A 24,016-nucleotide genomic window follows, 5' to 3' on the forward strand; every position below is an offset into this window, starting at 1 on the left:
GGGTGAACGCGTCGTTGACGGCAAGTTTCACCGTGCCGCAGCGGCAGCGAGCGTGGCGTCGGCGAGACCGTAACGAAGATTGTACAGCGAGTTTTGGAAGCAGGTGAATCCGCCCAGTTCCGCGAGGGCGATGAGCGTCACCAGCGCGGTGGGAAAGACATCGGCGCGGGCCGGCGGCATCCCGGCGACTTTCTTCCGCTCCTCCAGCGGTAGCGCGGTGATGCCTTCGCGCAACGCGCGCATTTGGGCCAAGGTGATCGTGGAGGCGGTGGCTTCGAACGGACGCCCCTCGCGGCCGCCGAGAATCGCGCGGGCGGTCGCCACCGTCCCGCCGGTGCCCACGGCCACCGCTGTCTTTGCCAGCGAAAAGCGGAAGCCGGACTGTGTCACCACCTCGCGCGTGTGCGCGGAGATCGCCGCGATTTCCGCCGGAGTCATGGGGCGTTGCGGATCGGCGACGAACCGCTCGGTCAGTCGGACACAGCCGAGGCGCACGCTCACGGCCTGCTCGATTCGGCGGGCGCGAAACGAGAGGCATTCAAGACTGCCGCCGCCGAGATCGAACACATAAAAATCTTCGAGGTGCCGCAGCGCCGGATCCGTGACCAGGCCGCGCCCGATCAGGTTCGCCTCCTCGTCGCCGCTCAGGATGCGAATGGTCTCACCCGTGGCGGCTTTCACTCGCGCGCGAAAGTCCTCGCCGTTCAGGGCGTCGCGGACCGCGCTGGTGGCGACCAGCGTGAATGCGCTCGCGCCCGCCGTGGCCGCGTCCGCCAGCAGGGTGGCAATCGCCGTGACGCCGCGCTGCATGCCGTCTTCGCTCAAGTGCGGTGCGGCCTGGTTGATGCCCGCGCTGATGCGGGCATCGAGCGTCCGCACCTTGACCGGCACGATGTCACCGTTCGGCGCGCGCGTGGCGACGAGCACCTTGATCGAATTGCTGCCGATATCGATGATCGCAACCGGGCCCACCGCCGGGACGAACGCGTTCATAGCACGAAATCCTCCGGCGCAATCAGCAGGACGAATTCGCCCTTGAGACTGGCCTTGGCGAGGCGCGCCTGCACGTCGCCCGCGGGACCGACGAAGAACGTCTCGTGGAGTTTCGTGACTTCCTTCGCCACGCAGATCGTCCGGGCGGGGCCCAGCGTCGCGACGATCTCGGCCACGGCCTTTTCGATGCGATGGCAGCTTTCGTAGAGCGCGAGCGTGTAGTCAAACGCCCGATACTTGTCGAAAAACGCGATCCGTGCGGCGCTCTTGGCCGGCAGGAAACCCACGTAGAGAAAGCCGTTCGTGGGCAGGCCGCTCGCGCTCAATACCGCGGTCAGCGCGCTCGGTCCTGGCACGGGCACGACCGGCAGGCCGCGGCGCCGGCAGGCCCGCACCACGCGAAAACCGGGATCGCTCAGCGCGGGCGTGCCGGCATCGCTCACCACGGCGATCGAGCGGCCGGCGGCCAGTTGATCGGCGAGCCGCTCGGCGGCCTCGATCTCGTTGTGCTCGTGGTAGGCGACGAGATCCTTGCGCATGCCCAGCCGGGTCAGCAACCCGCCCGTGGTGCGGGTGTCCTCACAGGCAATCAGGTCGACGGCGGCAAGGATCGCGCGCGCGCGTTCGGTGAGGTCCGACAGATTCCCGATCGGCGTGGCCACCACGTAAAGGTGTCCGGGTTGCGGGAGGAGCGAGGTGTTTTCGGACATGAAAGCGCGGAGGTTACCGCAGAGGCGTGACCTTGTCGGCGATTGGAAGCTGCGCCCAACAAAAAATCCGGCGCGAGGCCGGATTCGAAGAAGAGGAGGCGACGCGCTGGCGGCGTCGCTGACTATTGGAAATCGCCCGGGGCGATCAGCGCCCGGTGGGTTGCCCCATGCCCGGAATCTGGCCTTCCCAACCGGCGGGCCGGCTCCAGGGAATGGAGGTCTGCTTGGGCGAGTTCGTGCTGCAACCACCGACGATGGAGCCAACGGCAATGAGCAGGAGCGCAAAAATGGATTTCTGGAGCGTGGTCATGGGTTAACGGATCAATACGGCCAAATCGCCTTTCTGCAAGACCCCTCGAAGCGTCTCTGGCAGGACTTGCGCAACGGAGAGGTGCAGGCGGACGTCGCTGATGAGTACCGTGGCGACCTCGGCTGTTCCCTGCGTCACGCTGAGTTTGTGCCCGACCTGCGCGCCCCGCGCCGAGCCGAAATTGAGCACCACGAAGGCGTTCTGCGGCCCCACCGTGAGGATGGTGGCGCGTCCCGCCCGGCTGGCGAACACCGCCGTGGAGGCACCCGCCGCGGACGGGGCGGCGGCGCCGTTCCGGGCCGTGGCGAGCTGGCGCTCGAGTTCGGCGATCGTGGTCTTGTAGGCCGCCACGGCCTCCGGCGAGGCGTTCGACTGGCGCGTCTCATCCAAGTCCTGGCGCAACCCCGCGACCTCCTCCGCCAGTGCGCGCGCCGTGAGCTCGTAGACTGCGAGCACTTCCTTCGTGGCCGTGAGATTGTCCCTGTTCGACGCGAGATCGCGTTCCAGTTGCACGCTGCGGGCGTCGGCCGCGACGACCCGGGCGAGCGTCGAGGTGAGTTCGTTGTCCAGTGCACCGACCCGGGCATTCAGCGCGGCGTTTTTCTCGTTCACGGTCGCGAGCTCCGCGTCGAGTCGGGAGGTGCGATGCTGGGCCTCAGACAGGCGCAGTTCGAGCAGCTGCTTCGAATTTCCGATCCGGAAGAAGAGCACGGCCGACAAGGTCGAGCCGAGGACCGCCACCGCGCACAAAATCAAGGGAAGTCGGTGCACGGGGCGGCAGCGGCAAAAAAACTGCGTGGGCCGGCGATGGCAGTCCGGGCGACCAGCGCCCGGACTTCGCATCAGGCGAGCCGATACGTGGAGGCGACGGCCGGCTGGCGGACGCGCTTCTTCACGCCGCTGCCCTTGTTCGCGGCGAGATGCTCGAGAATCTTGAACGCAAGCTCGGCTTTGTCCGGCGAGCCCGCGCGGGCCGCCAGATCTTCGGCGGTGAAGGATTCGCCGGGCGCGGCCTTGAGAGCGGCGACGAGCTTGAGCTTCAGCGCGATAACGGCACCCGCGGCTTTCTTGCCCGCTTCGACGCCGGGCTGGTGATAGGCGTTGATGTTGACGAGCGACGCATAGAGGCCAGTCACGCGTTCGTAGAGCGCAATCAGCATGCCGAGCGAGCGCGGGGAGATATCCGGCAGGGTGATACTGATCGAATGCCGGTCCTTTTCGCTCAACGCATCGCGCGTCCCGAGGAAAAAGCCCTGCAAGTAATCGCCGGCCGTCACGCCCGGTTCGACCTCGAGCGAAGTCTTCGCCTCCCGGTCCTTCAGCACCTCGATGAAGGTGACGAAGAAATTATTCACGCCTTCGCGCAACTGCTGGACGTACGCGTGCTGGTCGGTCGAGCCCTTGTTGCCGTAAACGGCGATACCCTGGTTGACGACCTTGCCCTCGAGATCGAATTCCTTGCCGAGCGACTCCATCACGAGCTGCTGGAGATAACGCGAGAACAGCAGCAGCCGATCCTTGTACGGCAACACCACCATGTCCTTGGCGCCGCGACCGTCGGTGGCGAAATGCCACATCAACGCGAGCAGTGCGGCCGGATTCTGGGTGGTGACCGGATAACGCGTCACTTCGTCCATCGCCGCCGCGCCATCGAGCATCGCCTGGATGTCGATGCCCTGCAGGGCGGCGGGCAGCAGGCCCACGGCGCTGAGTTCACTGGTACGGCCGCCGACCCAGTCCCACATCACGAACCGTGCGAGCCAGCCTTCACTGACGGCGGTCTGATCCAGTTTGGAACCGACGCCCGTGACGGCCACGAAGTGCTTCGCCGGATCCAGCCCGGCGGCCTTGAAGGCGGTGATCGCTTCGAGCATGCCGTTGCGCGTTTCAGCCGTGCCACCGGATTTCGAGATGACGACGACGAGCGTTTTGGCGAGTTTTCCCCGCAACGTGCCGAGCACGTAATCGATGCCGTCGGGATCGGTGTTGTCGAAAAACGCGACGCTCAGCTTGTCCTTGCGCGGATTGCCGAGGGCGTGCTGCACCAGCTGCGGTCCGAGGGCCGAGCCGCCGATGCCGATCACGAGCAGGTGCTTGAATTTTCCTTTCGGCCCGGCGACAGCGCCAGATTGAACCTGGGCGGCGAACGCCTTCACCGCCGCAAGGGACGAGGTGATTTCGCCGGCGAGTTCGGGCGTCGGGGCGAGTTGCGGCGCGCGCAGCCAGTAGTGCCCGACCATGCGCTTTTCGTCCGGATTGGCGATCGCGCCGGCCTCCAGCTTTCCCATGGCCGCGAACGCCTGCTGGATCTGCGGCTCCATCGACGAGAAAAAATCGTCGGGGAAAGGCAGCCGCGAGATGTCGAGCGACACGCCCAGGTCGGCGTTGTGGAAGAAGTACGTCTTGAAACGGGACCAAGTCATGGAAGGGGAGGGTGTCGCTGCTGCAGCCGCGGTCAGAGGTACTTGTCGGTCACGGCGCCTTCGGAAGCGCTGGTCACGAGCTTCGCGTACTTGGCAAGCGTGCCGCGCGTTTCCTTCGGCTTCTTCGGCTTCCACGCCTTCATGCGCGCCTTGAGCTCCTTGGCCGGGAGGCCGAGGGTCAGCTCGTTCTTCTCCGCATCGATCGTGATCGGGTCGCCGTTCTTGATGATGCCGATCGGACCGCCGGTGGCGGCTTCAGGCGTGATGTGCCCGACGACGAAACCGTGGCTGCCGCCGGAGAAACGTCCGTCCGTGATGAGGGCGACGTCCTTGCCGAGACCGCGGCCCATGATCGCGCTGGTCGGCGAGAGCATTTCGCGCATGCCGGGACCGCCGACGGGCCCTTCGTTGCGAATGACGATCACGTGGCCGGCTTTCACGCGGCCCTTGAGGATGGCGTCCAGCGCCGCTTCCTCGCCTTCAAACACGATCGCCTTGCCGCTGAAGGTGAGGCCTTCCTTGCCGGAAATCTTGGCCACGGCGCCCTCGGGGGCGAGATTGCCGTAGAGGATGCGCAGATGGCTGTCCCGCTTGATCGGGTTCGACATCGGCCGCACCACGTCTTGATCGACCGGATACGGTTTCACGTCGCGCAGGTTTTCCGCGATGGTCTTGCCGGTGACGGTGATGCAGTCGCCGTGCAGCAGGCCTGCGTCGAGCAGCACCTTCATCAACGGCGGCAGGCCGCCGATGCGCGTGAGATGCACCATGCCGTACTTGCCGGAAGGTTTGAGATCGGCGAGGACCGGCACGCGTTTGCCGATCTTGGTGAAGTCGTCGATCGAGAGTTTCACGTTCGCGCTGTGGGCCATCGCGAGGAGGTGGAGCACGGCGTTGGTCGAACCGCCGAGGGCGATGGTGACCGTGATCGCGTTTTCAAACGCCTTCCGCGTCATGATGTCGCGCGGCTTGATGTTGGCCTTGAGCAAGGCGACGGTCGCTTCGCCGGCGCGGCGGCAGTCCTCTTTCTTGTCCGCGCTAATTGCGATCTGCGCGGAGCTGTTGGGCAGACTCATGCCGAGCGCCTCGATGGCCGACGCCATCGTGTTGGCGGTGTACATGCCGCCGCACGAACCGGGGCCGGGGATGGCGCAGCCTTCGATCGTCGCGAGTCCGGCGTCGTCCACCTTGCCGGCGGCGTGCTGGCCGATGGCTTCGTAAACCGAAACGACGTCGCACTCCTTCTTCGACTGCGGGTGGATGCCGGGGAGGATCGTGCCACCGTAAACGAAGACGCCCGGGCGGTTGAGCCGCGCGAGCGCCATGATACAGCCGGGCATGTTCTTGTCGCAGCCGCCAATCGTCACGATGCCGTCGAAGCCCTCGCCGCCGGAAACCGTTTCGATCGAATCCGCGATCACCTCGCGGGAAACGAGCGAGTAGCGCATGCCGGGCGTGCCCATGCTGATGCCGTCCGAGACGGTGATGGTGCCGAAGATGATCGCCTTGCCGCCGGCCGCGTTGGCCCCCGCCTCGGCGTCGAGCGCAAGCTTGTCGATGTGCATGTTGCACGGCGTGACCATGCTCCAGAGCGAGGCGATGCCGATGACCGGCTTCTTGAAATCATCCTCGGTAAAACCTACCGGCCGAAGCATCGAACGCGCACCGGCGCGGCTTGGGCCATCATGGACGATGGAGGAGAACTTGCGGGTGTGATCAGGGGCTTGGCTCATGGGCTAAAATGTGCCGGAGAAGACCAGAGGGCAGGGGGCCCGGCAAGCGCGTTCCCGTTCAAAGCGTCACAGAGCCCGCGACAAATTCAGGTTGCGTGCACCGGCGGCGACCACATCACTCGAAGCGACTTTACCCGCATGGCATTCAATCTGAAAAAAGTGCTGAAGGCGTTGCTGCTCTCCTCGAGCCAGCCGCTCGCCATCAAGGATATCCAGGCGGCCTTCACGCGTTTTCATGAGCAGGCGGCGTCGCTGCAGTTGGACGCGGACGAACCGTCCGCCGTGGTCCCGCCGGTGATTTCCGACGAACCGACAGCCGCACCCGAGAGTGCGCCCCCGGTGGCGACAGACGACCCGACCGCGCCGGCTCCGGCGGGATCCGCCGAGGAAGTCACCGAGATCATCGTCGACACCACGCCCAACGATCCCGACCTCTACGGCGACGTCCCGTCACTGATCACGGCGACCCAGATTCGCGAGGCGATGGACCAGATTTCCGCCGACTTGCGCGCTGCGGACGACGGCCTGCTCCTGATCGAAGGCACCGCCGGGTTCCGGCTCGTCACGCATCCGCGGTTCGCCCGTTGGATTCGCATTCTCCGCCAGGAGCCGCCCCCGGTGAAACTCAGCCAGTCGGCGATCGAAACGCTCGCCGTGGTGGCCTATCGCCAACCCGTCACGCGCGGTGAGATCGAGACGATTCGCGGCGTGTCGGCGGAGGCGGGCATCAACAAGCTGCTCGAACGCGAACTGGTTTATATCGTCGGTCGCGCGGACGCCCCGGGCCGCCCGATTCAGTACGGGACCACGGATCAGTTTCTCGAATTCATTGGCATCAAGTCGCTCGACGAGCTGCCCGCGTCCGACGTGCTGTCGTCGCGCCAGATTGACGAGTGGCTGAAGACGTCAACTAACTCGCACCCGCCCACCGACACCGACATGGGCCTGGCGGACGAACAGCTGCCCCTTGAGGCGGCGGCTCCGGCCCCGGTTACGAGCGACGAGCCCGTAACTGAAGCGGCTTCGGTGGATTCCACGCCCGGCACTCCCACTTGATATGGACCTCGGCCCCATCCGCGAAAAGATCGACTCTCTCGACAAGCAACTGGTCGAACTGCTCAACCAGCGCCTGACGCTGGCCGCCGAGATCGGAAAGGTGAAACGCAGCGCGGGCGGCCAGATCTACGTGGCCGAGCGTGAAGACGCCGTCCTCCGCAAGGTCACCGGCCAGAACCAGGGCCCGATCAAGCACGAGGCGCTCCGGGCGATTTATCGCGAGATCATGTCGGCGGCCATCGCGCTCGAGAAGCCGTTGCTCATCGCGTATCTCGGGCCCGAAGCGAGCAACACGCACGCCGCCGCGTTGAAGAAGTTCGGCGCGAGTGTCGACTACCACGCGATGGCGACGGTCGGGGACATTTTTACCGCGGTGGAGAAGGGCGAGACCGATTACGCCGTCATTCCGATCGAGAACTCCACCGAAGGATCCGTGCGCGAGGCGTTGGACAGCTTCGTCGAAAGCGATCTGAAGATCGTCGCGCAAATCTACCTCGAGATAAATCACGCGCTCATTTCCAACTCGCCGCTCGAGGCAATCGAGCGAGTGTATTCGAAGGACCAGGCGCTCGCGCAATGCCGGCACTGGTTGCAGCGTCACCTGCCGCACGCGCAACTGGTCGACGCGCCGAGCACATCGCGGGCGGTGCAGCTCGCGAAACAGGAGCCGGGCACGGCAGCCGTCGCAGGCGAACTGGCCGCGGAGCATTACGGCGTGCCGGTGGTGGAGCGAAACATTCAGGACAAGGCCGACAACACGACGCGTTTCTTCGTCATCGGCCGCCAGGCCTCGGGTGCCGTCGGCAACGGCAAGGATTTGACGAGCCTGCTGGTGTCACTGGGCGACGAGGCCGCGTCCCACTCGGGTGCGCTGCTCAAGATGCTCATGCCGCTCGCGGAACGCGGGATCAATCTTTCGAAGATCGAGTCCCGCCCCAGCAAGAAGCGCCCGTGGGACTATTATTTCTTCCTCGATGTGACCGGTCACAACGACGACCCGAACATGAAGGCGGCGTTGTCGGAGTTGAAGAAATTCTGCCCGCTGGTGAAGTGGCTGGGCAGCTACCCGGCGATGAGCTGATTGCCGGTCGCACGAGGTAGGGCGACCGTCGGGCCGCGCCTACCACCGTGCCGTGTGGATCAGCCGAGCAGCACCTGCCACTGATTCTCGCGCGCCGAACGCGCGGCCTTGAGCGCACCCATCGCGACGTAGCGTTTGAAGTCCTGGCCGGCGAGCTTCACCTTGGGCGACTCGAAGCCATCGTCCGTGAGCTTCTTTTGTAGCACGGCATCGATGCCTTTGATCTGAGAACCACCGCCGGTCACGATGATGTTCTGCAGGAGCGCGAGGACCGAGTCGGACGAGGCCCGCTCGATGAGCGTGGTGAGCGCCGGATAAATGCGATCGATGAGCGTGTTGCAGGCGCGGGCGATGGTGTCGCCGAGTTCAATCGTGTGCGCCTTGCCGCCCATGATGACTTTTACGTCGAGCGGCTTGCGGGAGGGGCCGACGTACGCGTGCGCTTCCTTGAGTTCGCGAACCTTGTGCCGCGAAAGGCCGTTGTTCGGATAAACGCGATCGAGCTCGTTGTGCAGCAGCTCGTCGATGGCGTCCCCGGCGAACGGAATGCTGATCTGATCGTTGCTCGTCGGAAAATAGCCCTGGACGAGACAGAGATCGCTCGTGCCGCCACCGATGTCGATGAACAGGGAGTTCACGACGGGATCGAGGTAGTTGGGCTGCGATACGCGCGAGTCGTCGCGATAGCCCAGCGCGGCGAGGAACGGTTCGGGAATCATCAGCACGCGATCAAAGATGCCGTACGCGCAGCGACGGATGTCATCGCGCGCCTGCGTGCCTGCGTTCGCCGGCATGCCGATCACGGCGCGGATTTCAGCCTGGCCCGTCGGATCGACGAGGGTGCGCAGATGCTGCAGAAAATCACGGGCGGCCGCGGGCTCGCAGATCACGCCCTGCGACACCGGCGCGACGAGGCGGACGTGCAGCATGTTGCGGACGGCGTCCTCGCCGAAGAGGATCTGGGCATTGCCGGCGATGATCCCGTCGACGATGCCGTCCTTCACATAACCCACGACGCTCGGCACGACCTTGCTGACGACGATGTCGGTGCCGGTGACGGGACCGGCGAGCACGCACGATTTGTTGGTGCCGAGGTCAAAGCCGACGAGGACGGTCTTCGTTTTCGCGGCCGGCGAGCGCGACGGCATCGACGCGGGAATGCTGGCGGTGGGACTGGTGGAGACGGACGGCTTATCCAGGGTGACAGGTGTCATGATGTTTTTATCGGAGGTGTGACAGTGCCGGAGTGAAAAATCAGGAGGCGCGGCGTTGCGCGGCGCGGGCGGAAAGGTCGGTCGCGTTTTCCTGCGCGATCATCATGTCGATGAAATCGGCGATGGACGCCGCCGGCCGCTGAGCCGGAGCCTGCGGCGCGTCGAGCTTCGGCAACGCTTGGATGGCAACGGGCGATGCAGTCGCAACGGTTGCGGCAGGCGCACGCAATTGCTGCGCGAGGATCGGAAGAAGTAGTTCGGCGAGAACCGCGGCACTGGCCACGCGCTCCGCTTCGTGTGTCATGATGGCTTCGAGTCGGCCCGCCACGTCAGCGTCGGATTCAGCCGGGGATCGCGCCGCGGCGACTTGGCCGGCAAGTTCGCCCTGGCGCAGCAGCTCGGCCTCGTCGTGGCGTCCGTGCTCACGCAGAACCCACACCCGCCGGCAGGTCCGGGCGACATCATTCCAGGCGTTGCCGGGAATGGAAAAATGGGGCGCAGGCTCAGATGACAACGGGGGCTGGACCGCGTTGTAGGGCACTTGTTCATCGGAATCCGACGGCCGGTCCGAAGTTTTTTCCGCGGCGGGGTGTCGGTTCACCGCGCGAAAGACCTCACCGGCGTGCCAACCGCGCCGACGCTTTTCCGGCAGCGGTCAGCGCCGGCTGACCATCAAGTACAGGAGCGTGACTCCCAAACCGAGGACGACGAAGGCGGCAGCGAAATAGAGGAAACAGCCTTTGCGCACATCGTCCTTCAGCGCGGACGACGGAATCTGGTACTTGGCAATAATCGCCTCCGCGTCGGCGGTGGCGGGTGCGAACTCCAGCGGCGCACGGGGCGGGGGCGTGACCGGCGTCAGCAGCCGTGGCGACGATTCCACCACGGTAGTCTCTGCAATCGCCGGCTTGATCGGGAGCGTCCCGGGAGCGGGTGACTGCAGCGCTGCGTCGGCGATCTGTCGATTCAGCCAGGCGAGATGTTCTTCAACGAGTGCGCGTTGGCGAACGAGTTCGGCAAGTCGATCAGGCATTGGCGGGACGGTGAGTTAGCGTGAGACGGCCGGCAAGCCTGCGTGCGCGACCGGCCAGCGCAACGGCTCTGCAGCGGTGATCGTTGCATGCGGACACGAAAAAGGCCGGTCCCTGAGGACCGGCCTGAAAATTGAGCCGTGAAGGCTGACTTAAGCGGTGACGACGGAAACGGAGCGATGCACCTTGTCGAACTTGACGTTGCCGTCCTTGAGCGCGAAGAGCGTCCAATCACGACCTACGCCGACGTTCTTACCCGGATGCAGCTTGGTGCCGCGCTGGCGGACGATGATGCCGCCCGCGAGGATGGACTCACCGCCAAATGCCTTGATGCCGAGCCGCTTTGAGTGGCTCTCGCGACCGTTGCTGGATGTTCCCTGACCTTTTTTGTGCGCCATGACGGGTGTCTCCTTAAGCGTTAATCGTATTGATCTTGATGACCGAAAGCTCCTGGCGATGGCCGCGTTTGCGTTCCATGCCCTTGCGCTTCTTCTTCTTGAAAACGATCACTTTGTCGCCGCGCTTGTTCTCGAGAATCGTGGCGGAAACCGAGGCACCCGACAGCAACGGCCGTCCGATGCGGAAGGACTCACCCTCGCCAGCGGCGAGCACGTCCTTGATTTCGACGGTCGAGCCCTTTTCGGTGCCCGGGTAACGATTCACAGTAAGAATGTCGCCTTCGGTCACAGTGAACTGTTGGCCTTGGGTCTTGATGGTCGCTTTCATAAATAAAACTGCGGAATAAGCGGTTTTGCAGAAGTGAACGCAAGGATTTATTTGGAAATCCTGAACAGATTCCGCGGTGCCTTTGTGGTGTGGCGGCCAGAGCGGTGGGCGCGAGCCAAAATTCCGGCTCAGGATCGGCCGGAGCGCCCACACTTTGGCCCCGCAATGACCCGATTTAGGACCGTTTGCGCTTACGGGTTACAACACGCGCCGGCGCCGACGGCGCGCGGCCGAATCATCGCGTCACCACGCCGCCTGCGGGGTCATGGGGTGGGAATCGGGTCCGAAAACTCCGCGATTCCCGGATGGGCGGCATTCGCTGCCGCGTAGGGAATTGCAAAAGCCACTGCGTCCTTGAGCGGAAGTTTCCGCACGAAGTGGGCCTGCACGACACACGCCAGCAGCACATCGCCCGACCCCGTCGCCGACACTTCGCGAATCGGCGGCGGAATCAAGGTGGCGTGCGCGCCGTGCTCGTCGCGCACCTGCACGGAGCGCGGGCCGTCGCTGATGATTACGCGCTCGATGGTCCGCGGCAACGGCGAGCTGCCGCCGCCGGGCAGCGTTCGCAGTTCGTCGGCATTGATCTTGAGCAACGCGAGCCGGCCGGTCACGAGCTCGGCCAGCGGCGCACCATAGGTGTCCGCGACCAGCCAGCCGCGTTCGCTCCAGCGCGCGAGCGCCGCGCGCAGCGGCGCGAAGGCGGGCGTTGTCCAACCCGGCACGCTGCCGCACACGGCCAGCACCTGGCCGGCCGGCAATTGGTCCAGAAAAGCGGCACAGGCTTGCACGGCCGCGGCCGACGCCGGCACGTCGGGTCCGAGAAACGTGGTTTCCGCGTGGGTGGCGCCGTCGTCGCGCACCACGGTGCCCACGCGCGTCGGCCGGCCGGTGTCGAACGCCACAAACGAAACGCCACGCGCCCGCAGCCAGCTCTCGCACTCCGCGCCCGGCGCGCCGCCGGTGAAGCAAAGGGCGGTATTCGCGGCACCGAGACGCGTCAGCATCTTGGATACGTTGATGCCCTTGCCGCCGACCTGAAACGTCTCCTCCCTCGCGCGCTGGGTGCGCCCCGGCGACCAGTTCGGGAAGGCGAGCGTGCGTTCGGCGAGCAGATTGCCCGTCAGGGTGTAGACGTGCGGCACCGTCGTCGCGGAGGGGTTCATTTCTCGTCCTTTTGCGCGCGGTAAAATACGTGATTCACGAGGAAGCCGAGTCCGAACACGCTGCTGAGCGTCCGGATATTGCGCATGGCACCGAACACCATCGTGAGGGAACTCGCGCGCGGTTCATGGACGCGCAACAACAGAAAACTCCCCGCGAGCGCGAGCACGGGTTGAAAGAGAAAGCACACGTGGTGCACCGCGAACGGATCGGGCCACCGCGCGAGTGCCCACGTCAGCGCCGCGCCGCCCACGATCGGCGCGATCGCCGCGACGAGCGAGGTGACCGCCAGGTTCACGCCGATCGCGAGGTTCTTCGCCTCGAGCGGAATCAGTTTCAGCAGCAGGGTGAACTGGCCCAGGATGAACCCGGCGCCCGTGGCCCCGCCCCAAATCCACATCCCGTAGAGCACGGACTGGTTTTCGAAGGTGAGAAAGCACCACGCGAAATTCTGCACCTGCCATAGGATCAGCGAAAACGTCATCACTGACTTGTTGCCAAAACGATCCAGCAGCAGCCCCCAGGCCGGCAACGAGAGCGCGCCGCTGAGCTGGGCCAGCGTGGCGAGCAGCCCGACTTCGAAGGCGGACAAGCCGAGCTGATCGAACATGAACACGTGGTAGAAGGGTCCAAACGAATTGGCCGCAAACGACCAGACCGCGCCAAACGCGATGAACACGAGCAGCGAGCGGGACCGCAGGACCACGTTCAACTGATCCCGGAACGGCAGCGCGATTGTCACGTGGTGCCGGCGCGGCTGGGCCGGACTGATCCATTGCCAGCGCAACGAGAAAATCCGCATCGCCACCGCGATGGCGATGATGATCTGGAAGACGAGAATGAGGTAATTCCAGTGGGCGAGCGACCAGCCGGCCACGAGCAGAAACGTCAGCGTCGAGATCTGCAGCGTGCCGTTGCGCCGGCCGAAATACTTCCCGCGAATCCGGTACGGCACCCATTCCTGGATCCACGCGTTCCACGACACGCCCGCGATGGCGCCAAAGCAGCTGGTGACGAGAAACCAGACGATGAGCCATTGGCCGGCGACGTCGGGATGATCGCGCGGAATCCACGGCAGCAGGACACCGAACGCCGCCCACGACACCAGATGCAGCGACGCCGCCAGGACCGTCACGGTCTTCGGCGGCTTCCACCGGGCGATGAACGACGCGATGAAGATTTGGAGAAAATTTCCGACGAACGGCAGGGCGCTGATCAACCCGATCGTGGTCTTGGGCAACTGAAACGCCTTCGCCACCAGCGCGGTCATGAACACGTTCACCGGCAGTGACATCGTCACGAGCGGCATCGCCATGATCCCCTCTGCCGTGCAGAGACGGAGCGAGCGGAGAAGATCGGCTTTATGCGTGCGCGCGGAGATTGCTTTCACAAGACGTACGGCCGAACTAATGGCAGATGAGCGTGATTGTGGAAGCAGAAGTGTGGCGGGGAAAGAAAACGGTTGCGCTCGCGCGGTGGTTGATCGGCCGGCATCTTGTGCGGCGTTTTCCCGACGGTCGCACCGAGGCCCGGCTCATCACCGAGACGGAGGCCTACCACGGAGAAACCGATCTCGCCTGCCACGCCCGCGCGGGGCGCACCGCGCGCACCGACGTCATGTACGGCCCCGGCGGCGTGTGGTATGTGTATTTGTGTTACGGGATTCACGAGCTGCTCAATCTGGTCGTCGGTCCTCCGGACTTCCCCGCGGCCATTCTGATTCGCGGAGTCGAAGGCGCGAGCGGTCCGGGGCGCGTGACACGACAGCTCGCGATCAATCGCGCCCTCAACCGCCGGCCGGCGACGCCCGAGGAGGGATTGTGGATCGAGGATCGCGGGGTGCGCGTGCCTGCGGCGCGGGTGAAAGCAACGCCTCGCATCGGCGTCGACTACGCCGGCCCGATTTGGGCGTCGAAGCCCTGGCGGTTCACCGTCGATCAGCAATGGCTCGCGTCACGGCCTGCTGTACCGTCTCCCGCGTCAGTGCCATCAGACCCGCTGTCGAGTGCAGCACCTCGACCTCCGGCGTCGGCGGCGCCCAGCACGCCGGATCCGTCGGACCAAAAAGCAGGACGCACTTCGCGCCGGCTGCGGCCGCGAGGTGACTGATGCCGGAATCGTGACCGATGAAGAGCCGGCAAGCGGCGAAACGCGCGACGAGCGTTTCGAGCGGAAGGTTTCTCCACGTCGTCGCCTGCTGGCCGACGGTAGCGTCGGACCATGTTTCCATTTCCGCCTCGCCCAGCACGATCGCCACCGGCGCGGGCAGGCACGCCAGTAGTGCCTGCCAGCGGGCGATCGGCCAGTTCTTCCGCGGCGAACCGCTGCCGGGATGAACCACGAGGGTGTCGGCCAATGTGGGCGGCGTTGAAATTGACTCCGCCGCGAGGGGAGCCAGCCGAAAAAACGAGTCGCGGGTCGCGAGACCCAGAGCGCGCAACGGTTCGCAGTAATGCGCCGCCGCGGGCGACTGCGCCGGCAGCGCGGAGGCCGAGAGAAATGTCTGGCCGGTTCGCCGCGGAAAATGCCGGGCGAGCGTGCGGTCTGGATCGGGCCAGTAGTTCACCACGAGATCGAATTCTGCGAGCCACGCCGCAAAGGCTGCGGGCAGATCGTCCGGTCCGTACAACGCCGCCCAGCGGGCCTCGTGCTGCGAGTGCACGCCGTCGAGCAGGCCGCGAACGCGGGCGAGTTGCGCGGCGGTGGCGTTGCCGGCGAGTTCGATTTGCGCGTCGGGCCAGCGCTGGCGCAGGAGCGCGAGCGCGGGCAAAGTGACGATGAAGTCGCCCAGGGCTCCGCCTCTAAGGACGAGAATTCTTCGCATTCGCTGGGGCGGACGCGCCGGCGGCGGTGGGCGGCTCGTAGGCTTCCAACGTCGCGGTGCCCGTGCCGATCTTGAACTCCACCTCGAACTTCACCGGGAGGCGATGGGAGTCCTCGGCGATCCACACCCGCACCGAACTCCCGCGCTTGAACATCCCTTTCGGCGGCGTCTTGTCCATGCGCGGTTCCAGCACGACGGTGCGAAACTTGCCCAGTTTGGTTTCCACCTCCTCGTACCGCGCCATGTGAATCGTGAGCTCGTAGAAATCGTCGTCGAACAGCACCAGCGCATCGCGCTTTTCGCCCGGCTTCAAATCCCACGTGCGCGTTTGCAGCAGACCCATGATGAGGTCGGTCGGATCGCCCGGCGGAATCGGCAGGACGCGCGGAGCCGTCGGGGCGTTGGCGGGAAAGTAGGACGCCTGGCGGGCATCGAGATCAAAGGTCACGCGGTGTTCGCTGCGCTTGTCCCCCTGCTGGCTCTTTTCCTCGAGCGCCACGAGTCGGCCGGTGGCGAGGTCGAAGACCGACTTCGCTTCGGCATCGAATTTCAGCAGCATGCGCGCCAGCTTCCGGGTCGCGGTCGTGGTCGTCACCAGCAACCGCGGCGTGGTCGACGTCGGATCCGGTTCCGCCGCAATCTTGATCTCGCCGGCACCGAGCACGATCGCCCACGACACTTTGTACGTGAGGCGCTCACCGGGTTGCAGCGGCAGCGCCGCGGCGGCGAACGCGGCCCACGGGAACCAAGCGGAAAGGACGAGCCAGAGAAGAGCGCGAACGGTCATTGCGTGAGGACAAGGCTGGGGACGGATCGCGCGCGCGGCAGGGCAAAAATCCGGGCGGGCGTGACCGCCCAGAGGGTTTCATCGGCGTCGGGCGCGGATCGCCACGTTGCGCCCGCAGCCCACGGGGAAAAGGCGGGCAGCACCAGGCGGTGTGACGCGGCCACGAGCACCGGCAACGTGATCCGCGAACCGGCGCCATCGTCCCACGTCACGGCAGGATGATGATGACCGATGATCTCGAGCCCGGCGTCGGGCACGGGCAGCTCGCGGTCGCCGTGGTGAAAAAAATATCGACCCCGCATTGCGCTGGGCGCGCCCGCACCGCGCCAGCGCCGGTCGTGATTGCCGGCGAGCGCCGTGATCGGCACGGAGGCGTTGCGCAAGAACGCCTCGGCGCGGCCGGCGCCCTCGGCCGCATGCACGATGTCGCCCAACCACAGCATTTCCGCAGGGCGATAGTCGGTCACGAGGGCGTTGAGCCGCTGCGCGATGTCATCATCGCCCCAGACGGGCAGGAGGTGGCCGCGGGCGCGGTGGCTGGCGACGTAACCCCAGTGCAGGTCGGCAACGACGAGCAGACGCTCCGCTTCGATCCACAGCGCATGCCGCGAATCCAGCCAGAGGCCGGAGCGAATCTCGCTTCGAACCGGCGGAATGGAGGATGAAGGGCCCAGCGCGCGCATGCGTTAAAACCAAGACGGTGCGCAACCGGCCGTCGGCTTCAAACTCAACTTCGATTCTTTTTCACGCCCGGTCGCCGTACATTTCGTGGTAGAGGCGCTCGATTGTCGTCTCGGGATCCTCGAGTGTCATCGTTTCCCGAATCCGGCTGACATACAGGCCGAAGGCAAAGGGGCTGATGCGGGAGAGCTCGCGCAGGTCCCAGGGCAGCCGTCCCACGTCATCCATGAAGACGAGGGCGCGCGGCAGATCGAGAAAGCGCAACGTGGCCTCGGCATAGGCTTCGACCAGGAGCGGGTGATCGGGCTCATGCTTCCGCAGCACTTCGAAGATGATTTCGGAACTCCACTGCAGCGCCCGCGCGCCGCGTTCCGCCCCGTGGACGCGGCGCGGAACCATGAGGCCGGTCTGCGCCACGCCGCGAAACTGCCACTTCACGAGATTGCTCTCGCTCAACGCCGCCCGCAACGCGTCCTCCGCGCCCTCGCGCCGAAAGAGCGGCTTCCATTCGTCCGCCGTCAGCGCCTGAAACGGCTTGAGCGTCAGCAGAAAACCGTAGTCGTCGATGGTCGTGAGTGCATTCCCGCCCTTGGTCTCGTGCACCCGCTGCGCCACGATGCGCGACAGGGCGTCGTTGGCCGACCGGCCGATGAGCGAGTGGAAGAAATAATGCAGGAGGCCGCGCTGCGGGACATGCTCGACGAGAAAGAACGCCGCCGTCGGAATCGCCGACACCGCCGCCTGCAGCGCGAAGTGCTCCGTCAACGCGCGCGCGTTGGCCAGGGAAAGGTGATGTTCTCGCTGGAGCCAGCCGAGGGCGGCGGCGGGATCTGCGGGCACGGGTGGCGAGGGTGGAACGCCGGCGCTGCCGACCAGCCGCTGCGCCATCTCGCCGCGGAGCAGCACGACCTCGGCGGCGAGGCCCGAGGCCAGCGGCATCTTGTTCGCGTTCCAGCGCGGCACCGTCGGCGAGGAACTGGGCGCGAGCGCGACCTTCGCGGTGAGCAGGCGCGTTTCGACGAGGCGCACCGTCTGGCCGTTCAGGACGAAGACGTCGCCGGGCTTCAATCCCTTCATGAACGACTCCTCGACCTGCCCGAGCGCGCGACGGCCGAGCCGCACCTGCACCATGCTTTCCGACGCGATGGTGCCGATGTTCTGGTAATAATCGCGGACGACCCGCTTGGAGGTCGGGACAAGGTAGCCGCGAGTGTCGACCCGCACCTTGCCGAACACCGTCTCGTAGTGCTTTTCCAACGACGTGCCGCCGCCGGCCAGGTAGTGCAGGACACGATCAAAATCGGCGCGGGCCAGTGCGCGATACGGAAAGCTGCGCCGCACCAGGGCGAAGGCTTCGTCGGGCGTGACGCTCTCAAAGATCGCGAGGCCCACGAGCGTCTGCGCGAGCAGGTCGAGCGGCTGCGCGCTGATTCTAACCGGCTCCAATTCGCGGCGCTCCATCATCCGGGCCGTGACGGTGCATTCGGCGAGATCGTTGATATTGCTCGCGACGAGCACGCCGTGGCTGGTCTCGCCCATCGAATGGCCGGACCGCCCGATACGCTGGAGCGCACGCGACACGCCCTTGGGGGCCGAGACCATCACCACCGTGTCGATCGAGCCGATGTCGATGCCCATCTCAAGTGACGTCGAACACACGACCGCGCGCAGCTCGCCGCGCTTCAGCCGATCCTCGACCTCGAGCCGGACGGTGCGATCGAGCGACGCATGGTGAACCTCGATCTGGGGCGCCAGCGTCGGCATGAGCTGCTTCAGGCGCAGTCCGATGTGCTCCGCCCCCGAGCGGGTGTTGGTGAAAATCAGTGTCGTGCGCTTCTGCCCGACAAACGTCCCCAGCTCCGACAGCATGCGCGAGGCCGTGTAGCCTGCGGGCGGATACGCGCGATCGCGTAGCGGCGAGAACACCTCGATGCGCGCCGGCTTGCGCTGCGTCACTTCTGCAATGCCACAGGGCCGCCCCGGTCCGACCAGGAATTCCGCCACAGTCTCAAGCGGCGCCACCGTGGCAGAGAGACCGATTCGGACAATGGCGGATTGCAGACTGCGGAGTGGGGATTGCTCAATCCGCACTCCGCACTCCGCAGTCCGCAATTCCTCCAGCCGTTCCGCGGCGAGCATCAGCATGACGCCGCGTTTGTTTTCGGCGAGCGCGTGCAGTTCGTCCGCAATCAGGAACCGGGTGTGGCGCAGCGCGACCAGCCACGCCGGCTGGCTGAGCAGCAAGGTCAGGCTCTCGGGCGTGGTGACGAGGATGTGCGGCGGGCGGCGTTTCTGCCAGGCGCGTTCCTTTGGCGTCGTATCGCCGGTGCGGGCTCCCACGCGGAGCCATGCCCAGCCGAGTTCGTCGAGCGGCTGTTGCAGGTTCTTCTGCAGATCATACGCCAGCGCCCGGAGCGGTGACACATAGATGGCGACGATGCCGTCGGGCAGCACATCCCGATCGCGCGCGCGGGCCAGGTGGTCGAAGACGCCGAGGAAGGCCGCGAGCGTCTTGCCGCTGCCCGTGGGCGACGAGAGCAACAGCGAGCGGCCGGCAACGATCTCGGGCACGGCGAACTGCTGCGCCGGCGCGAAGGCGCCAAAGCGGCGTTTGAACCAGCGGGCGAGTTCCGGCTGCAGCGCAGCGTGAAGTTCGCCTTCCGTAAGCGCGGGCGCGACGAGTCGGGTGAACATGGGAGCGCGGACTGACGCCCGCTCAGATCGCCGCCGGAGCGAGCCCTCCCGCCAGCCGCCGGCAGGTCTCCAACGTGTCGATCTCCGCCACCGTCTTGTCGGTGCGGATCCGGGCGATGCGCGGAAAGCGCAGTGCAAAACCGCTCTGGTGCCGGTTACTCGGCTGGATCGAGTCGAAGGCGATCTCCAGCACCGTATCCGGCACGACGGTGCGATAGCGGCCGCGCTCCTCGAGCGTGTGCGCGAGGAAGTGGCTCGTCAGCTCAGCGATCTCGACGTCGGTCAGGCCTGAATACGCCTTGCCGACGGTGAGCAGGCGATCGTGTTCCACGTCGCGAATGGCGAAGGTGTAGTCGCTCAGGACGTCGCGTCGTTTCCCGTGACCGTACTCGACGCCGATCACGACGACGTCGAGCGTCGCGTACGCGCGCTTGAGTTTCAACCACGCCAGCCCGCGCCGTCCCGGGGTGTAGTAGCTGCGTGGATCCTTGGCCATGAGGCCTTCGTTGCCCCGTTGGCGGGCGGCGAGAAACGCGGCGTCAATTTCAACGGCGGAATGCGCCTGCTGCACCGGAGCGAGGCGGAAACCGGCCACCACGAGATCGGGCGCGGCGAGGAGGCCGGCGAGGGCTGCACGCCGGGCCGCGAGCGGTTCCTTCAACCAGGTGCGGCCATTCAGCCACAGCAGGTCGTAGAACGAGATCGACACCGGAATCTCAGAGCCGAGGAACAGATCGTCGCCCTTGCGTCCGAGACGCTTCTGCAGTTCGGCAAATGCGAGGGCGCGGCCGTCGCGCCACGCGAGCAGTTCACCATCGCCAATGAAATCGCCCGGCAGCGCGCGCGCGGCACGGGCCAGGTCCGGAAACTGTCCGGTAATGCGCTTCAAGTCGCGCGAGTACAGTTCCACGCGCTCGCCCTGCTTGTGCAGCTGGACGCGAATGCCGTCGTACTTCTCCTCGATCCACACCGGCGGCGCGAGACGAGCCAGAATCGCGGCGGCGTCCGGCTCGGGACTGGCCAGCATGAACTGCAGCGGATGGAAAACGCGCAGCGCGATCGTATCCAGCGTGCCCGCACGCGCGGCCTGCGCCACCGTGACAATGTCACCCGACAGCATGTTCGCCTCGCGCACCGCCTCAGTCGGCTGGTCCGCTGCCGCCGCGATCGCCTCTTCCACCAGGCCTTCCTTCAAGCCGATGCGCAGATCGTTCGTGATGATCTTCACGAGGTACTTGGCTTCGGCGGGCGACAGCCCGCGCAGCCGTGCGGTCAGCAGCTCCAACTTCGCCGTGGGCCCGCGGGCCGCGGCGATGGCGGAAAAAAAGGCCGCGATGTCAGCCAACGTTGCGCCCGCACTCACGGTGTGGCCCGACAGAAAAGCCTCGGCAGCCTCGCCGGCATCGCCGAAGCGATGATGCGACGAACGGTACCCCGCCTCGGTCAGCTGCGCGACCTCGAGTACGGCGCGCTTCACCACGGCCCAGCCGAGCGTCAGCACGCGCCCGTCTGATTGGGGAAAGGCCCGCGCCGTGAACAACAGCGCGGCGAGCGCGGCGGCGTCCGGCGGGAGCGCGGCGAGGTACGCGCGGAGGTGTGCCACTTTCTCCAGCGTGCGCGGCGTCGCTTTGACCTGCTCGGCGACGGCGGCAAAGGCAGCGAACGACTCCGGCGCGGATGCTCGCGCTGCTTCCGGCGTCGGTCGAGTCAGCGGCGGCGAGGGTGTTTCCGCGGTGAAGCCCTGCACCGCGGCGGACAAGCCGAGCTCAAGCTGATTGTCCGCGCCGACCGCCCAGGCCTCGATGCCGCGCTCGCGCAGCGTGAGCGCGAATTCCTGCGCGAAGCCGTGCAGCGTGAGCACCCGCTTCGGCTGCACCGCGTCGACGAACCGCAACAGATCGGGGTAGTCGGCGTGATCGGACAAGGGAAACGCCGCGTCGCATTGATGACGATAGATCGCGCCCGGATCCATCGCCCAGCCGGTGATCATCGCGGTCCGGCGGCGACCGACTTGCTTGAGGAAACCGGAGGCGTTGGACTGCGGCGGGCAGATCACGACATGGCCCGCCACCTCCGCGGCATTGAAATTTCGATACGCGGGAAACGCGATGCCGAGTTCCTCGTAGATCCGCGTGAGCCGGAGCGTTTGCGGATGCAACATCACCGGCAACCGCGCCTCGGCGAGCCCGCAGAGCAGTTCCTGGCTCTTGCCCAGGCTGTAGCCGTAGAGCACGGGCGTCTCGCCATCATGAAGGCACGACAGGCAGAAGCCCGTGATGTCACGCAGCACCTGCTCGGTCGGCGGAAACACATAATGCGGCCGGCCAAACGTCGTCTCCATGATCAGCACGTCGGCGCGGGGCGTGGCGCAGGGCTCCGCCGAGCGGCCCGGTCGTAGCTTGAAGTCGCCCGTGTAGAGCAGCGTGCCGTGGGTGTCGTGGGCGATCAGGCTCTGCGCCGATCCGTGGATGTGACCCGCGGGGTGCAGCGTCACCGTGGTGGCGTCGGTCAGCCGCTCGGTCTGGCCGAACGGCAGCACGTGTTCGCGGCGTTCCCCGGGCATGCGCGCGCGCATCAGGCGCGAGGTGCCCGCCGAGCAGAGAATTTCCTGGTGGCCGGCGATGTGATCGGAGTGCGCGTGCGAGACGAAGGAGCGGCGCTGGGGAAAATGCGCGTCGAGCCACCACTCGATTTGTGGCAGCCAGACTCCGGCGCGAAACTCGACTTTCCAGGCCATGCGAGCGCCAAGCTTTGTCCGGTCCCTTCCAACCACAAGCAGCGGACGCAGCTTTTTTATCCGCGCCGCTGATACCAATCGCTCCTTGCTTTTGAACTTCTGGATCGATCGTGGCTGCGAGCGCCAGCGAGTGGCCGTTCGGCCACTCGCTGGCGCTCGTAGCCACGGTTAAAGTCCAAAGGCAAAGAGCGATTGGTATGAGCCGGAACCGGGCCGAAGCGCGCCCGCGAATTACGCGAGCGGACGCGAATTTCACTGCAACGCTGAGTGCAGCCATTCGCGGCCTTTCGCGCCATTCGCGGGCAGCCGGATTGTCTCCGCTCAGCGCCCGACGATCAGGCTCAAGGCCAGCAACGCGAGCAACGCCACGCCTACGGCCCACCAGTACCATGCCACGCCGTTGATGTGCGGCCGACGGCGCGAGCGGGACGTTGCGGTTGAGTCGGCGTCGTCCTGCCACGCCGTTGCGGGCAAATCCAGTCCATCGTAGAGCGACGTTTCGCGCCACCCCGTGCGTTCATCGGCGCCGCACTCGGGACAGGCCCGGGCCTGTTTCGGTACACTCGCGCCGCAATTCGCGCAGGACTCCGGGGCCGGACGTTCCCTAGGCATGTTCCGCGGTGAAATACTTCCGCTTCATCAACCGCCAGACCGTGACGAAAAACGCCGTCAACGGCACGGCGAGCAGCATGCCGAGCACGCCGCCGAAGGCGGTGCCCCAGAAAAACACGGCGACGATGATTGCGACGGGATGCAGACCAGTGTGGTGGCCCATGATCTTCGGGGTGAGGAACCAGCTCTCCACACACTGCACGATGCCCTTCACCAGCAGCACCAGGCCGACGAGCTGCCAGCCGCCGTTCGGTTGGAAAAACGCGATCGGCAGCGACACCGCCAGGCCGAGAATGGTGCCGAGATAGGGCACGATGTTGAGCACGCCGAGGGCGAGGCCGATCACGAGGCCGAACTTCAGGCCGATGATCGTGAAGCCGGCGGCGAGCAGCACGCCCATGCAAAGACCGATCAGGATCTGGCCGCGGAAGAACGATTCGATGATCGACACAAACTCACTCGCGAGGAACACGACGTCCTCACGCACGCCCGGGCGGAGGAACGGCAGATGACGATCGAGGCTGCGCGTGGGCGCGCCCCGCATGAGCAGGAAGAAAAAGAGGTAGACCGGGATGATCGCGAGGTGGGTGAGAAACGCGCCGACGTCCAGGAGCCCGCCGAACGCCGCCTTGACCGACGGCACCGTCAGCGCAAACAGCGCCTTGCCCTCCGACGCGATACTGTCGGCGATGTTGCGCACGCTGGGGTTCGCGAGGTGTTTTTGCGCCAGCTTGATCCAGTCCGGGTAATGGACTTCCACATACGCCGATGCCCGTTCCCACAGTTCGGGCAGGTAGCTGATGAAGTCGATCACCTGGTTGACGAGGGGCGGAACCAGCAGGAGCAGGCCGCCCGCGGTGAGCAGAACGACCACGCCGTAGAGCAGCAGGACCGACGTGAACCGGCGCAGGCGGAGACGGCGTTCGAGCGTCACAACCAGCGGCCGCAAAATCAGCGCGAGCACGCCGGCGACCGCGAGCGGCCAGAGCACGCTGGAGAAAAACCCGAGCAACCGGCCCATGACATACACCGCGAGGATGAGCAGCGCGATCGAGCCCAGGAAGGCGAGCAGGGTAAGCGCCGAGCTGATGACGCGCTGCTGGCTGTCGGAGAAAAGCGGGGGAGTGGGCTCGGCAGGCACGGGGGAGAGAGGAAGCGACAGAGCGGACGGTGGCCAGAAATTTTGCGCTGCGGTTGGATGCAGGCCGGAGACCTGCGTTCCCGGGCGGTCGGTCTCGGT

At 65.7% G+C, this 24,016-nt stretch carries 22 protein-coding genes and 1 pseudogene; 3 read left to right on the forward strand and 20 right to left on the reverse strand.

The genetic code is table 11. The features are described 5' to 3' along the window. Window positions 1–27 precede the first annotated feature (27 nt). The 6 genes from ACLJEU_RS12610 to ilvD form a co-directional block, all read right to left on the reverse strand. Window positions 28–993: a Ppx/GppA phosphatase family protein gene (locus ACLJEU_RS12610; protein WP_414663098.1), complete on the reverse strand. Its 966-nt coding sequence runs from the start codon at window positions 991–993 to the stop codon at window positions 28–30. Beyond that, on the reverse strand, window positions 990–1,703 hold the full coding sequence (gene rsmI, locus ACLJEU_RS12615) for a 16S rRNA (cytidine(1402)-2'-O)-methyltransferase (RefSeq protein ID WP_414663099.1): 714 nt from the start codon (window positions 1,701–1,703) through the stop codon (window positions 990–992). Before rsmI ends, ACLJEU_RS12610 begins: the two co-directional genes overlap by 4 nt. Window positions 1,704–1,848: 145 nt before the next feature. Further along, window positions 1,849–2,013 carry a hypothetical protein gene (locus ACLJEU_RS12620; protein WP_414663100.1) on the reverse strand — a complete coding sequence of 55 codons (165 nt, stop codon included), beginning with the start codon at window positions 2,011–2,013 and terminating at the stop codon, window positions 1,849–1,851. A gap of 3 nt (window positions 2,014–2,016) precedes the next feature. Next, window positions 2,017–2,784, reverse strand: coding sequence for a hypothetical protein (locus ACLJEU_RS12625; RefSeq protein WP_414663101.1), 768 nt, complete (start codon window positions 2,782–2,784; stop codon window positions 2,017–2,019). 71 nt (window positions 2,785–2,855) lie between these two features. Next, complete coding sequence (locus tag ACLJEU_RS12630; RefSeq protein ID WP_414663102.1) at window positions 2,856–4,436, reverse strand: glucose-6-phosphate isomerase; 1,581 nt, start codon at window positions 4,434–4,436, stop codon at window positions 2,856–2,858. A 32-nt stretch (window positions 4,437–4,468) separates the two neighbouring features. Then, window positions 4,469–6,169 carry a dihydroxy-acid dehydratase gene (ilvD, locus tag ACLJEU_RS12635; protein ID WP_414663103.1) on the reverse strand — a complete coding sequence of 567 codons (1,701 nt, stop codon included), beginning with the start codon at window positions 6,167–6,169 and terminating at the stop codon, window positions 4,469–4,471. Window positions 6,170–6,307: 138 nt separating this feature from the next. Between ilvD and scpB the strand changes: the two genes are divergently transcribed. Together scpB and pheA are read left to right on the forward strand one after the other, a co-directional pair. Then, entirely contained in the window at window positions 6,308–7,225 is a 918-nt protein-coding gene (scpB, locus tag ACLJEU_RS12640) for an SMC-Scp complex subunit ScpB (protein WP_414663104.1), read from the forward strand. Window position 7,226: 1 nt separating this feature from the next. Beyond that, complete coding sequence (gene pheA, locus ACLJEU_RS12645; protein ID WP_414663105.1) at window positions 7,227–8,306, forward strand: prephenate dehydratase; 1,080 nt, start codon at window positions 7,227–7,229, stop codon at window positions 8,304–8,306. A gap of 59 nt (window positions 8,307–8,365) precedes the next feature. Here pheA and ACLJEU_RS12650 read toward each other — a convergent pair whose 3' ends face one another. The 7 genes from ACLJEU_RS12650 to ACLJEU_RS12680 all read right to left on the reverse strand — a co-directional run bounded on the left by ACLJEU_RS12650 (window position 8,366) and on the right by ACLJEU_RS12680 (window position 13,831). After that, a complete protein-coding gene (locus ACLJEU_RS12650; RefSeq protein WP_414663106.1) occupies window positions 8,366–9,520 on the reverse strand; it encodes a rod shape-determining protein in 1,155 nt (384 codons plus the stop codon). 40 nt (window positions 9,521–9,560) lie between these two features. Continuing rightward, window positions 9,561–10,034, reverse strand: coding sequence for a hypothetical protein (locus tag ACLJEU_RS12655; protein ID WP_457795387.1), 474 nt, complete (start codon window positions 10,032–10,034; stop codon window positions 9,561–9,563). A gap of 141 nt (window positions 10,035–10,175) precedes the next feature. Beyond that, the gene (locus ACLJEU_RS12660; protein WP_414663108.1) at window positions 10,176–10,553 is read right to left on the reverse strand and encodes a hypothetical protein; all 378 of its coding nucleotides are present in this window, start codon (window positions 10,551–10,553) and stop codon (window positions 10,176–10,178) included. 150 nt (window positions 10,554–10,703) lie between these two features. Continuing rightward, a complete protein-coding gene (gene rpmA, locus ACLJEU_RS12665; protein WP_414663109.1) occupies window positions 10,704–10,949 on the reverse strand; it encodes a 50S ribosomal protein L27 in 246 nt (81 codons plus the stop codon). A gap of 13 nt (window positions 10,950–10,962) precedes the next feature. Beyond that, window positions 10,963–11,277, reverse strand: coding sequence for a 50S ribosomal protein L21 (rplU, locus tag ACLJEU_RS12670; protein WP_414663110.1), 315 nt, complete (start codon window positions 11,275–11,277; stop codon window positions 10,963–10,965). A gap of 263 nt (window positions 11,278–11,540) precedes the next feature. Next, window positions 11,541–12,443, reverse strand: coding sequence for a PfkB family carbohydrate kinase (locus tag ACLJEU_RS12675; RefSeq protein WP_414663111.1), 903 nt, complete (start codon window positions 12,441–12,443; stop codon window positions 11,541–11,543). Continuing rightward, window positions 12,440–13,831 carry an MFS transporter gene (locus ACLJEU_RS12680; protein WP_414663112.1) on the reverse strand — a complete coding sequence of 464 codons (1,392 nt, stop codon included), beginning with the start codon at window positions 13,829–13,831 and terminating at the stop codon, window positions 12,440–12,442. Before ACLJEU_RS12680 ends, ACLJEU_RS12675 begins: the two co-directional genes overlap by 4 nt. 26 nt (window positions 13,832–13,857) lie before the next feature. Here ACLJEU_RS12680 and ACLJEU_RS12685 point away from each other — a divergent pair. Beyond that, a pseudogene (locus ACLJEU_RS12685) lies at window positions 13,858–14,322 on the forward strand (DNA-3-methyladenine glycosylase); the annotation flags it as partial. 46 nt (window positions 14,323–14,368) lie between these two features. Here ACLJEU_RS12685 and ACLJEU_RS12690 read toward each other — a convergent pair. The 7 genes from ACLJEU_RS12690 to ACLJEU_RS12720 all read right to left on the reverse strand — a co-directional run bounded on the left by ACLJEU_RS12690 (window position 14,369) and on the right by ACLJEU_RS12720 (window position 23,917). Next, window positions 14,369–15,265 (reverse strand): glycosyltransferase family 9 protein, encoded by an 897-nt coding sequence (locus tag ACLJEU_RS12690; protein ID WP_414663113.1) that lies wholly within the window; start codon window positions 15,263–15,265, stop codon window positions 14,369–14,371. Continuing rightward, window positions 15,243–16,052 (reverse strand): DUF3108 domain-containing protein, encoded by an 810-nt coding sequence (locus ACLJEU_RS12695; RefSeq protein ID WP_414663114.1) that lies wholly within the window; start codon window positions 16,050–16,052, stop codon window positions 15,243–15,245. The genes ACLJEU_RS12690 and ACLJEU_RS12695 overlap by 23 nt, the downstream gene beginning before the upstream one ends. Next, a complete protein-coding gene (locus tag ACLJEU_RS12700) occupies window positions 16,049–16,735 on the reverse strand; it encodes a metallophosphoesterase (protein WP_414663115.1) in 687 nt (228 codons plus the stop codon). The genes ACLJEU_RS12695 and ACLJEU_RS12700 overlap by 4 nt, the downstream gene beginning before the upstream one ends. Before the next feature lie 61 nt (window positions 16,736–16,796). Further along, a complete protein-coding gene (locus ACLJEU_RS12705; RefSeq protein ID WP_414663116.1) occupies window positions 16,797–19,427 on the reverse strand; it encodes a DEAD/DEAH box helicase in 2,631 nt (876 codons plus the stop codon). 22 nt (window positions 19,428–19,449) lie between these two features. Beyond that, window positions 19,450–22,164 (reverse strand): ATP-dependent DNA ligase, encoded by a 2,715-nt coding sequence (locus ACLJEU_RS12710; protein ID WP_414663117.1) that lies wholly within the window; start codon window positions 22,162–22,164, stop codon window positions 19,450–19,452. 321 nt (window positions 22,165–22,485) lie between these two features. Further along, window positions 22,486–22,776: a zinc ribbon domain-containing protein gene (locus ACLJEU_RS12715; protein WP_414663118.1), complete on the reverse strand. Its 291-nt coding sequence runs from the start codon at window positions 22,774–22,776 to the stop codon at window positions 22,486–22,488. Then, the gene (locus tag ACLJEU_RS12720; protein ID WP_414663119.1) at window positions 22,769–23,917 is read right to left on the reverse strand and encodes an AI-2E family transporter; all 1,149 of its coding nucleotides are present in this window, start codon (window positions 23,915–23,917) and stop codon (window positions 22,769–22,771) included. The genes ACLJEU_RS12715 and ACLJEU_RS12720 overlap by 8 nt, the downstream gene beginning before the upstream one ends. Window positions 23,918–24,016: the final 99 nt, after the last annotated feature.

Origin of the sequence: Terrisphaera buseokensis (assembly GCF_047521145.2) — a bacterium.
GTDB lineage: Bacteria > Verrucomicrobiota > Verrucomicrobiia > Opitutales > Opitutaceae > ER46.

Coding starts and splice junctions, on each gene's coding strand:
- ACLJEU_RS12610 (WP_414663098.1), bottom strand. CDS start 993: ATGAACGCGTTCGTCCCGGCGGTGGGCCCGGTTGCGATCATCGATATC.
- rsmI (WP_414663099.1), bottom strand. CDS start 1,703: ATGTCCGAAAACACCTCGCTCCTCCCGCAACCCGGACACCTTTACGTG.
- ACLJEU_RS12620 (WP_414663100.1), bottom strand. CDS start 2,013: ATGACCACGCTCCAGAAATCCATTTTTGCGCTCCTGCTCATTGCCGTT.
- ACLJEU_RS12630 (WP_414663102.1), bottom strand. CDS start 4,436: ATGACTTGGTCCCGTTTCAAGACGTACTTCTTCCACAACGCCGACCTG.
- ilvD (WP_414663103.1), bottom strand. CDS start 6,169: ATGAGCCAAGCCCCTGATCACACCCGCAAGTTCTCCTCCATCGTCCAT.
- scpB (WP_414663104.1), top strand. CDS start 6,308: ATGGCATTCAATCTGAAAAAAGTGCTGAAGGCGTTGCTGCTCTCCTCG.
- pheA (WP_414663105.1), top strand. CDS start 7,227: ATGGACCTCGGCCCCATCCGCGAAAAGATCGACTCTCTCGACAAGCAA.
- ACLJEU_RS12650 (WP_414663106.1), bottom strand. CDS start 9,520: ATGACACCTGTCACCCTGGATAAGCCGTCCGTCTCCACCAGTCCCACC.
- ACLJEU_RS12660 (WP_414663108.1), bottom strand. CDS start 10,553: ATGCCTGATCGACTTGCCGAACTCGTTCGCCAACGCGCACTCGTTGAA.
- rpmA (WP_414663109.1), bottom strand. CDS start 10,949: ATGGCGCACAAAAAAGGTCAGGGAACATCCAGCAACGGTCGCGAGAGC.
- rplU (WP_414663110.1), bottom strand. CDS start 11,277: ATGAAAGCGACCATCAAGACCCAAGGCCAACAGTTCACTGTGACCGAA.
- ACLJEU_RS12675 (WP_414663111.1), bottom strand. CDS start 12,443: ATGAACCCCTCCGCGACGACGGTGCCGCACGTCTACACCCTGACGGGC.
- ACLJEU_RS12690 (WP_414663113.1), bottom strand. CDS start 15,265: ATGCGAAGAATTCTCGTCCTTAGAGGCGGAGCCCTGGGCGACTTCATC.
- ACLJEU_RS12695 (WP_414663114.1), bottom strand. CDS start 16,052: ATGACCGTTCGCGCTCTTCTCTGGCTCGTCCTTTCCGCTTGGTTCCCG.
- ACLJEU_RS12700 (WP_414663115.1), bottom strand. CDS start 16,735: ATGCGCGCGCTGGGCCCTTCATCCTCCATTCCGCCGGTTCGAAGCGAG.
- ACLJEU_RS12705 (WP_414663116.1), bottom strand. CDS start 19,427: ATGTTCACCCGACTCGTCGCGCCCGCGCTTACGGAAGGCGAACTTCAC.
- ACLJEU_RS12710 (WP_414663117.1), bottom strand. CDS start 22,164: ATGGCCTGGAAAGTCGAGTTTCGCGCCGGAGTCTGGCTGCCACAAATC.
- ACLJEU_RS12715 (WP_414663118.1), bottom strand. CDS start 22,776: ATGCCTAGGGAACGTCCGGCCCCGGAGTCCTGCGCGAATTGCGGCGCG.